Source organism: Pantoea sp. Cy-640, from assembly GCF_011752635.1.
In the GTDB taxonomy this organism is placed as follows: Bacteria; Pseudomonadota; Gammaproteobacteria; order Enterobacterales; family Enterobacteriaceae; genus Pantoea; species Pantoea dispersa.
In genome coordinates this window covers 1,108,800-1,118,082 of sequence record NZ_VWXB01000001.1, presented here as the reverse complement: position 1 = coordinate 1,118,082, position 9,283 = coordinate 1,108,800, and the positions used below count along the sequence as shown (strand labels likewise).

12 protein-coding genes are annotated in these 9,283 nt (G+C 55.3%); 1 reads left to right on the top strand and 11 read right to left on the bottom strand.

All coding sequences use genetic code 11. The features are described from left to right. The coding region (locus F3J36_RS24135; RefSeq protein ID WP_225614602.1) for a hypothetical protein at positions 1 to 74 on the top strand (74 nt) is incomplete at its 5' end. A gap of 105 nt (positions 75 to 179) precedes the next feature. Here F3J36_RS24135 and F3J36_RS05555 read toward each other — a convergent pair. The 11 genes from F3J36_RS05555 to fliJ all read right to left on the bottom strand — a co-directional run bounded on the left by F3J36_RS05555 (position 180) and on the right by fliJ (position 9,277). Further along, positions 180 to 1,883, bottom strand: a complete 1,704-nt coding sequence (locus F3J36_RS05555) for a methyl-accepting chemotaxis protein (RefSeq protein WP_166719108.1) — start codon at positions 1,881 to 1,883, stop codon at positions 180 to 182. 163 nt (positions 1,884 to 2,046) lie between these two features. Beyond that, positions 2,047 to 2,682: a transcriptional regulator RcsA gene (gene rcsA, locus F3J36_RS05550; protein WP_021509858.1), complete on the bottom strand. Its 636-nt coding sequence runs from the start codon at positions 2,680 to 2,682 to the stop codon at positions 2,047 to 2,049. A gap of 627 nt (positions 2,683 to 3,309) precedes the next feature. Further along, positions 3,310 to 4,098: a flagellar biosynthetic protein FliR gene (gene fliR, locus F3J36_RS05545; RefSeq protein ID WP_021509859.1), complete on the bottom strand. Its 789-nt coding sequence runs from the start codon at positions 4,096 to 4,098 to the stop codon at positions 3,310 to 3,312. Continuing rightward, positions 4,098 to 4,367 carry a flagellar biosynthesis protein FliQ gene (gene fliQ / locus F3J36_RS05540; protein WP_010618647.1) on the bottom strand — a complete coding sequence of 90 codons (270 nt, stop codon included), beginning with the start codon at positions 4,365 to 4,367 and terminating at the stop codon, positions 4,098 to 4,100. The genes fliR and fliQ overlap by 1 nt, the downstream gene beginning before the upstream one ends. Positions 4,368 to 4,408: 41 nt before the next feature. Beyond that, entirely contained in the window at positions 4,409 to 5,143 is a 735-nt protein-coding gene (gene fliP, locus F3J36_RS05535; RefSeq protein WP_166719138.1) for a flagellar type III secretion system pore protein FliP, read from the bottom strand. Beyond that, positions 5,143 to 5,538: a flagellar biosynthetic protein FliO gene (fliO, locus tag F3J36_RS05530; RefSeq protein WP_058757392.1), complete on the bottom strand. Its 396-nt coding sequence runs from the start codon at positions 5,536 to 5,538 to the stop codon at positions 5,143 to 5,145. The genes fliP and fliO overlap by 1 nt, the downstream gene beginning before the upstream one ends. A 2-nt stretch (positions 5,539 to 5,540) precedes the next feature. Continuing rightward, positions 5,541 to 5,951 carry a flagellar motor switch protein FliN gene (fliN, locus tag F3J36_RS05525; protein WP_021509862.1) on the bottom strand — a complete coding sequence of 137 codons (411 nt, stop codon included), beginning with the start codon at positions 5,949 to 5,951 and terminating at the stop codon, positions 5,541 to 5,543. Continuing rightward, positions 5,944 to 6,951: a flagellar motor switch protein FliM gene (fliM, locus tag F3J36_RS05520; protein WP_021509863.1), complete on the bottom strand. Its 1,008-nt coding sequence runs from the start codon at positions 6,949 to 6,951 to the stop codon at positions 5,944 to 5,946. Before fliM ends, fliN begins: the two co-directional genes overlap by 8 nt. Before the next feature lie 4 nt (positions 6,952 to 6,955). Then, positions 6,956 to 7,441, bottom strand: coding sequence for a flagellar basal body-associated protein FliL (gene fliL, locus F3J36_RS05515; RefSeq protein ID WP_021509864.1), 486 nt, complete (start codon positions 7,439 to 7,441; stop codon positions 6,956 to 6,958). A gap of 130 nt (positions 7,442 to 7,571) precedes the next feature. Further along, a complete protein-coding gene (locus F3J36_RS05510; RefSeq protein WP_166719107.1) occupies positions 7,572 to 8,837 on the bottom strand; it encodes a flagellar hook-length control protein FliK in 1,266 nt (421 codons plus the stop codon). Continuing rightward, a complete protein-coding gene (gene fliJ / locus F3J36_RS05505; RefSeq protein ID WP_021509866.1) occupies positions 8,834 to 9,277 on the bottom strand; it encodes a flagellar export protein FliJ in 444 nt (147 codons plus the stop codon). The genes F3J36_RS05510 and fliJ overlap by 4 nt, the downstream gene beginning before the upstream one ends. Positions 9,278 to 9,283: the final 6 nt, after the last annotated feature.

The window sequence follows — 9,283 nt, the reverse complement described above, 5'->3', positions numbered from 1 at the left end:
TGTGGTGGTACAGCACAAAAGTGGGGGTGATCGACCTGAAGAAAAAGTCGATCACCATGGGTAAAGGATGTTAAAAAGTGTTCACTATGTCCCCGAACACCTGTCTGCCATGTCCCCGGACTGTACACGCGGGAGAGGGATGGGGTGAGGGAAAAATACCGCACCCCAGCTCACTCCTCTTAAAACGTCTCCCAGTTATCATTGCCTGCTGCAGCCAGCGTCGGACGTGGAGCGAGCGCAGGCGCTTTCAGCGCTGGCTGTGGCGCAGCAGTCACCAATGAGGCCGGCGCATCATTCAGGCGGAACACCGCCACCGCCTGCGTCAGTTTACCGGCCTGATCTTCCAGCGAAGCCGCGGCTGAAGAGGCTTCCTCCACCAGCGAAGCGTTCTGCTGCGTCACGTTATCCATCTCGGTCACCGCCAGGCTGACCTGCTGAATACCACGGCTCTGCTCATCAGACGCTGCCGCAATCTCGGCCATAATGTCGGTAACGCGGCGCACCGCTTCGACAATCTCGCCCATGGTGCTGCCGGCTTCACCGACCTGATGCGAGCCGTTACTGATCAAATCCACCGACTCGGCAATCAGCGACTCAATCTCTTTCGCCGCCTGCGCACTGCGCTGCGCCAGATTGCGCACTTCACTGGCGACCACGGCGAAGCCACGGCCCTGTTCCCCGGCGCGCGCGGCTTCTACCGCGGCGTTCAGCGCCAGGATATTGGTCTGGAAGGCGATACTGTTAATAACATTGGTAATCTCGGCAATTTTCTTCGAGCTGCCGGAGATGTTATTCATGGTTTTCACCACGCCGCTCACCAGTTCACCACCGCTGCGCGCTTTGCCAGACGCATCGGCGGCCAGCTGGCTGGCGTGATGGGCGTTTTCGGCGTTCTGCTTCACCGTGGCGGTGAGCTGCTCCATGCTGGCGGCAGTCTGCTCCAGCGCAGAAGCCTGCTGCTCGGTGCGTGATGACAGATCGGTATTACCTGCGGAGATTTCGCTGGAGCCCTGATAAATCGCCACCGCGCCTTCACGGACGGTGCCAACGGTGCGCACCAGCGACGCCTGCATCAGCTGCAGGTTGTGCAGCAGGCTGCCAATTTCGTTGCGACCATAGGCCTGCTCGGGGGCGGTGAGATCGCCCTGTGCGATGCGCTCAATGCGACCCACCGACAGGCGCAGCGGATTGATCACCACGCGGCGCAGGAATACGAAGGTGAGCAGCACCAGCAGCAGCGCGGCGGCAAAAGCCGTAGCCATCGCGATAAAACCGACGCGCGACTGATGCGCCGCTTCGGCGTTAATCGCTTCGGCACGTTCGGTGCGGATCTTAATCGCCTTCAGCAGCACGGCATTATAGGCATCATCCAGCTTGCGCGTGACATCGGTCTCCTGCGCGACAATCCCCTCAAAGCTGCCCTGTTTCGCCGATTCGATCATCGGCTTCAGGCCTTTATCAATATAGGCGTTGAAACTGGTGGTGAGCGGACCGTCGAGCGCCAGGTCAGCCGGCGTCTTCATTTTGCGATCCATATAAATTTTGAAGCCCTCGCGCGCCTGCTTAATGCGCGTTTCGGTGCGCGCCAGATCGGCACGATAGCCATCCATTTCACCGATGCGCGCCGCCGCGCCCGACTGCAGCACGTTCAGGCGTGCGGTTCGCAGATGGTTTGAGCTGTTAGAAATGCCCATGCGCACCTGAATCTCATCGGTGGCGTCATTGAGGGAATTGTTGCTCTGAATCAGAAAGTAGCTGGCGAGTCCAATGCACAGGGCAAAAAGCAGCAGAATGCCACCAAAGATCATGCTGAACAGAGGCATCAGGCGTAGGTTTTGCCAGATGCTGAGCTTATGTTGCTCATCTATCGATGCTGTTTTCATTTCCTTGCTCTCATAGTGGTAAGGGGTTCTGAAAACAAGCATCGGCAGCAGGGGATAAAGGCTTAGCGGGGAAGTGGGATCGCGCTCGCAAAACGCTTAAAAATAATCAAGGCCAGTCGCGGGGACTGGCCTTGACCACAAAGCGTATTATCGTAAGGTGAAATTATCGCACGTTGACATAAATGCCCGAGGTAACATTATCTGTCAGGCGCACCACATGATAAATAACCTGTTTATTGTGCGTTTTGATTTTGCGTTTAATATTGCCTTTATGTGACGAAACAGTTTTCGCTTTGATTTGCATCTTATCCGAAATCTGAATGGTGTCATGACCTGACATCCACATTTTCAGCATATTCGATTCAGTCTGGCTCAATGTCAGTGGATGAATATCCAGCCCGGCAGAAATGCGCGGTGACGCATTGAGTTTCTTTTGCAGGTAGGTGCCCAGCAGGGAGTCCAGCGTCGATGTTTTTATCGATTTTGACGTAATAATCAGGTTCTTACGAACGTAGAGGTATTCCTCAAAATGGATATTCGAGATCGCCATAAAAATAAAGAATAGCGTATCCGGATGCTGCATGATAATAGAACGAATGCGATCGCTTGAATCGGATTCATGAATAAAGCATTCTTCGTTAATAAATACTACGCCCGGTTTTAATTGCTCACACCGTTGTTGCAATTGTTCGATGTCAGACACGGAAGTAATATTTTTCTTTTTGACTCCTTTTGCCGACATATAGTCAGACAAACCCAGGCGTGTGTAGTTACATGAATCCATAATAATCGTTGGCATTATAGCGACCCTCACCAATTTGTTATCCGTTTAAATCAACGATGAATACGCGTTTGCGGTACGAGAGAGATTTCCAAAGACACTTTTTTATTCTGCTCGGCAGACTGGCGTAATGCATTCCTGCGCCATCTTGACTCGTCCCTGACCCGTTCTGCGAAGTTTATTGTGTTACTTCCACGTCACTCTTGTCCCCGCGATAGTGGGAATCGCCGGGAATTTGGTTTATGTGTTTCTTTCGCTCTGTTTTGAGAGCCCTGTCACTATCGCGCAAGTCACAGACAAATCTGATAGGACAATTCTTAAAAACATTTGAATCGCGAAAGTGTGACGTTTCAGCGAGTGTTGACAATGCCGGAAAAAAGGGATTTAGACAAGAAAAATCGCTGTAATATTTTTTTTGTTTAAAAACAGCCCTTTGAGCATTTTATCAACCGATTCACCGGCTTAACCGGCTTAGGAATCGTCTGACTAAAATACGCGAAGCGCCGTTTAATAAGAATAATTTTCACCATAAATGCGCATTTATCAGAATATCCTCAGTTGATTTCTGAAAAATATGGTTCGAAAAATGCACAGAATGTTTTTGATTACTTAACTATCGTATAAGGAGGTTAACAGTATCGTTAATCAACGGGCAGGGGAAAGTTCTGATACAAACTGCGCGAGTAAATCAAAGACTTCACCGAACAGATGTTCACAGAAAGGTGCAAGCAACGGCATCATCATACCCAGACTCAGGATCCCTACCGTTAAGGTGATTGGGAAGCCGATGGCGAAAACCGACAGCTGAGGTGAAACGCGGTTTAACAAACCTAGTGCCAGGTTTAGCGTGAGGAGCAGAATTATTAAGGGTAGCGCTAACATCATGCCATTAAGGAAAATTAAGCTGGCGGCTTTGGTCAGCGCCATGAAGGCGTTGGCGTTGAGTGGCTGATCGTTAATCGGCAATGTGTGAAAACTGTCCACCAGTAACGAGATCAACCACAGGTGACCGTTGAAGGTCAGGAACAGCAACATCGCCAGCATGTCGAGAAAACGGGCCAGCAGCGGCATGTTGATCCGGCTGTTCGGGTCGAGCAGGGTGGCAAAAGAGAGACCCATCTGCAGACCAATCATCTCACCGGCCAGCCGCACGGCAGAAAAAGCCAGCTGCATGGTCAGACCAATCCCCACGCCAATCAGCAGCTGCTGCACCAGCATCCAGAAACCGGCCGGGGTAAATAGCGTCACTTCGACCGGCGGCAGCAGCGGCATCAGAATCCAGGTGGTGACTACCGCCAGTCCAATTTTGACCCGTTTTGGGATCGAACGTTCATTCAGCAGCGGAGCGCTGGCAAACAGCGCCAGCAAACGCACCATCGGCCAGAAGAATTGCGCCACCCAGTGCACCAGCTGGCTGCTGTCGAGGGTGACCATTAGCCGATGATGTAAGGCAGGTTGCTGAACAGGGTACGGATGTAGTCCAGCATCAGGTTGAGCATCCACGGGCCGGCCACCACGGCAGTGGCCGCCACGGCAAGAATTTTCGGGATAAACGACAGTGTCTGTTCGTTAATCTGCGTTGCCGCCTGCAGAATACTGATCAGCAAACCGCTCACCATCGCCACCAGCAGCAGCGGAGCGGCCATCATCAGGGCGATACGCATCGCTTCCTGGCCCATTACCATTACCGATTCCGGTGTCATGTTGCGCTCCTGTCGAGAGAGAGGTGAGGGCGGAAAGCCACTCAGGAGTAAAAACTTTGCGCCAGCGATCCCACCAGCAGCTGCCAGCCATCCACCAGCACGAACAGCATCAGCTTAAACGGTAGCGAAATCGTGGCCGGCGGCACCATCATCATCCCCAGCGCCATCAGTACGCTGGCGACCACCAGGTCGATGATCAGAAACGGGATAAAGACGGTGAAACCAATCTGGAAAGCGGTTTTCAGCTCGCTGGTGACATAGGCGGGCAGCAAAATACGCATCGGCACCGCTTCCGGACCCTGAATCGGCGCGCTGTTGGCGAGACGGGCGAACAGGGCCAGGTCGGCTTCGCGCGTCTGGCGCAGCATGAATTCGCGCAGCGGCTGGGCACCTTTGTCGATCGCCACGTCCATGCTGATTTTGTCCTGGCTGAACGGCAGATAGGCATCGGTGTAAATCTTGTCGAAGGTCGGCGCCATGATAAAGAAGGTCAGAAATAGCGCGAGACCCAGCATCACCTGATTCGGCGGCGCGGATGGCGTGCCCAGTGCGTTACGCAGCAAACCAAACACAATAATGATGCGGGTGAAACTGGTCATCATCAGCAACACCGCCGGAATAAAACTCAGCGAGGTAATGAAGACCAGCGTTTGCACCGGTAGCGACCAGCTCTGGCCGCCATTGGCCAGCGGCTGGCTGATCAAACCCGGCAGCTGCGCATGGGCAGCCGGTGCCAGCAGCATCAGCAGCGGCAGAAGAGGGAGCAATCGACGCATCATTGGGGTTTTCCGGGACGTTTAACCAGGTTCTGAAACAGCTGACGAAAATCCTGCGGCGCTGCGCTGACGGGCAGGGATGCTTCAGGTGGCAGCGGCGGCAGCGAGTGCAGATGGGTGATCTGCTGAGCGGTGACGCCCAGCACTAAACGCGCATCGGCAGTATCAACAATCACCACCCGCTCCTGACGGCCAACCTGCACGCTGGCGCTGACTTTCAGCGCCTGACCGCTCACCGCTTTCGGCGCAAAGCCGAGGCGTTTCGCCAGCCAGCCGCAGGCCAGAATCAGCAGCACGATCACCGCCAGCACGCTACTGACTTGCCCAACAACCGAACTGGTGGATACCACCGGCTGGGCGTGAGCGGGCTGAACGGTTTGCGCGTTTTTTAACATGATTAGCGGCTCAGACGACGCATACGTTCGGACGGAGTAATAATGTCGGTGATGCGCACGCCATATTTGTCGTTCACCACTACCACTTCACCCTGGGCGATCAGATAGCCGTTGATCAGGATGTCCAGCGGCTCGCCGGCCAGGCCATCAAGCGCCACCACCGAACCCTGCGTCAGGCGCAGCAGCTCTTTGATGGTCATCTTGGTACGACCCAGTTCCACGGTCAGTTTGACCGGGATATCCATGATCAGATCGATGTCCTGCAGCGAGCCGCTGGCGGCGCTGGCCTCAAGCGACTTAAATACGTTATCGCCTGGCTCCGCCGCACTGCTGGTCGCCGCCTGCTCGTTCATCGCTTCAGCCCACAGATCGTCCGCAGAGATATCATCGGACGGTTTTTTGCTGTCACTCATTGGGCTGTTCCTCATTCAGCGAATTCAAAATCGGGTTAATCAGATGTTCTACACGCAGCGCATACTGGCCGTTGAGCGTGCCATACTGGCTCGTCAGTACCGGTACGCCGTCGACGTGGGCAATGATGCGGTCCGGCTTCTCAATGGGCAGGACGTCACCAGGTTTCAGTTGCAAAATACGTGACAGACGCAGCGACGTTTCAGCGAAGTGGGCAATCAGCTCCAGCTCCGAGTGCTGCACCTGTTTCACCAGATTGTCGCGCCAGTGGTTATCTTCCTGACGCGAGTTCTCCAGCGGTGGATTGACCAGCAGCTCGCGCAGCGGCTCAATCATCGAAAACGGAATACAGATATTGAACTCACCCACCAGGTTGCCAATCTCCACCTGGAACGGCGTGTTGACCACGATATCGTTCGGTGAGGTGGTGATGTTGGTGAACTTCACCTGCATTTCAGAACGCACGTATTCCACTTCCAGCGGATAAATGGCTTTCCATGCGTCGCTGTAGCCTTCCAGCGCCAGCTTGAGCATGCGGCGAATCACGCGCTGCTCGGTGTGGGTGAACTCACGGCCTTCCACTTTGGTCGGAAAACGACCGTCGCCGCCAAACAGGTTATCCACGGCGATAAACACCAGGCTCGGCGAGAACACCACCAGCGCAGTCCCCCGCAGCGGCTGCAGGTGAATCAGGTTCAGGTTGGTTGGCACCGGCAGGTTGCGGGCAAACTCATGGTACGGCTGAATCTTGATTGCCCCAACGCTGATATCCGGGCTGCGGCGCAACAGGTTGAACAGCGCCATACGGAAATGACGGGCAAAACGCTCATTGATGATCTCCAGCGCCTGCAGACGCTCGCGCACCACGCGACGCTGAGTATTGGGATCATAGGGGCGGATATCGCCATCGGCCCCTTTGGAACTGTTCTCTACTTCCGCACTGTCACTGTCGCCATTGAGCAGCGCGTCAATCTCAGCCTGGGAGAGAATGCTATCGCCCATTAAGTCACCTCAAAATGAAGGCGGTAAACAGCACGTCACTGACTACCTGCGCAGGTTGACCTTTTACCAGCGGTGGCGCCAGCACCTGTTTGATCTGTTCAACCAGGGCCTGTTTGCCTTGCTCGGTTGCCAGCGCGCTGGCGCTCTGACGTGAAAGCAGCAGCAGCAAACGGCTGCGCACCTCAGGCAGGTAGTCATTCAGCCGACGACGGGTATCCTCATCCGGCAGACGCAGGGTAAAGCCTACGTACAGCACGCGATCGGGATCGTTGTCGGGATTGACCAGGTTAACCGTAAACGTATCCATTGCAAAAAATACCGGGGCGGGCGGCGGCTCCACTTTGGCAGCCTCCGGCTTGTCACCCTCGTGTTTATTCATCATTCGCCAGACTGCATAGCCTGCCACGCTGCAAGCGGCCAGCGTTACAATCAGTAACACCGGAATTAGTAATGAACGTTTGCGGCCTTTAGCTTTCGCGTTATCAGACATGTTTGCAGTTACTTCCTGTGAATTATGGGCAAGCCTCTCGGCTTACCTGGACAGATTATCCCGCGTCTTAAGTCAAACAATGGGAAGAAAAGACGCGGGTTTTACGCTTACCTTCAGCGTTTAGTCGCTGTCAGGCAAAGATATCGACAGCGCCGTTGCCGGTCGCGCGCGCCTGGAGGGCTGCCGGGACGGCAATAGGCGTTATCTCGTTGTCACTGTCCTGGGAGAGGGTAAAGCTGCCGTACTGGCCGTCGCGACGTCCTTCCTGCTGGCCCTGATAACTCTGGCCCTGTGCGAAGGCGTCGCTGTTGACGTTACTCTGTCCCAGGTTAATGCCGCTCTCCGCCAGCGCCGTACGCAGCTGTGGGAGCGCCGCTTCCAGCGCGGCCCTCACATGGCTGTGGCTGGAAACCATTGTTAACTGTGCCTGATCTTTATCCAGCGTCAGGCTGATCTGTATCGCGCCAAGGTCTTCCGGATGCAGACGTAACTCGGCGTTCTGCTGGCCGTTACGGCTGAACATCACAATCTGCTGGCTCAGCGCCTGCTGCCACTCGTTGCTGCCCAGCTGCGCATTCAGCATCGGCGTGGAAGGCGCGCTGCTGGTGCTGGCCGTGGTGCTGACCAGCGGACTGGTACTGCTCAGCGGGCTGCTGATGGCCGGCGCGCTGCTGTCATGGCTGCTGAGCATCTCGCGCCGCTCTTCCGGTTTGCTCAGCGTGCTCAGCACCTGCTGAAAACTCTCATCCAGCGTCATACCGCTGTTGCTGGCCGGCGTGCCACTGGCGGCCGCGCTCTGCACCGGGCTATGGCTGACACCGGTCAGGCTGGTCAGCGCATCGCCGCCTTTAGATGGCGGGCTATCCGGCTTCGCCTGTTCCTCTTTCAGCGCACTTTGCAGCGAACTGTTAAGTAACGCAGCGTTTAAACTGGTGCGCGCCTCACCCTGGGTTTCCAGCGCGGTGCTGTTATCCGCTGGCGGGCTGCTGCGGTTTTCGACCACCGCTGGCAACATGGCAAACAGCGCCTGCACATTCTGTAAGTCGCTGGCAGTTAACGAACTTGCTGCGCGCTTGTCATTATCATCGGCTGATTTCAGTCCGGCTTTAGTGTTTTCCGGCTGTAAAAGTGCGTTTAACGCCTCTGGTTTGTCCAGTGCCTGCAGCAGGGCGCTTAATGACGCTTTTGTGACGTTTTTCGCGTCAATTTCTGCCGCCAGATCAGCGGATTGCGCGCCATTTCCCTGCTGCTTAACCAGCGTCAGCAGGCGGTTGCCCAGCTCGGTAATAAATCCCTGCGGCAGGGTGTCAGCAGCGGACAGATTGTCCACTGCCGCTGAAGGTTGCGCTTTGCCGGTTTTGGCAAGCTGTGTCAGCAGTGTTGGCAGCGTGTTCATTCGCCTTTCCTCAATGCGGCCCGTTGGGCAAATTCATCCATCCGTTTCTGATCGAGACGGCTTTCCTGTCGTAATGCGTTCTCTTCCGCGCGGGTAATCAGCGTCTGATAGGCATTCAGCTTCTTATGCTTTTCACGCCAGTTGCTCAGCGCCTGTTCCAGCCGCTGGTTCCACTGATTAAGCTGCTGGCGATGCTGTTCGATGGCTTTTTCCAGCGTCTGAATAAACTGGTGATAATTGCTCCAGCGCGTGCTGGCGATGCCGCCGGACATATCCTGATTGAGCTTATTACGGTACTCATCCTGGTAATCGAGCAGCATGCTGAGCTGCTGATCGGCCTGCTGCTGACCGCGACGCATGTCGCCGAGGTGGATCACCGCCTGTTCCAGATCCTGCTCCGCCAGGTCGCGCAGCGTATCAATCGCATTGGCTGTCTTCATCGCGTT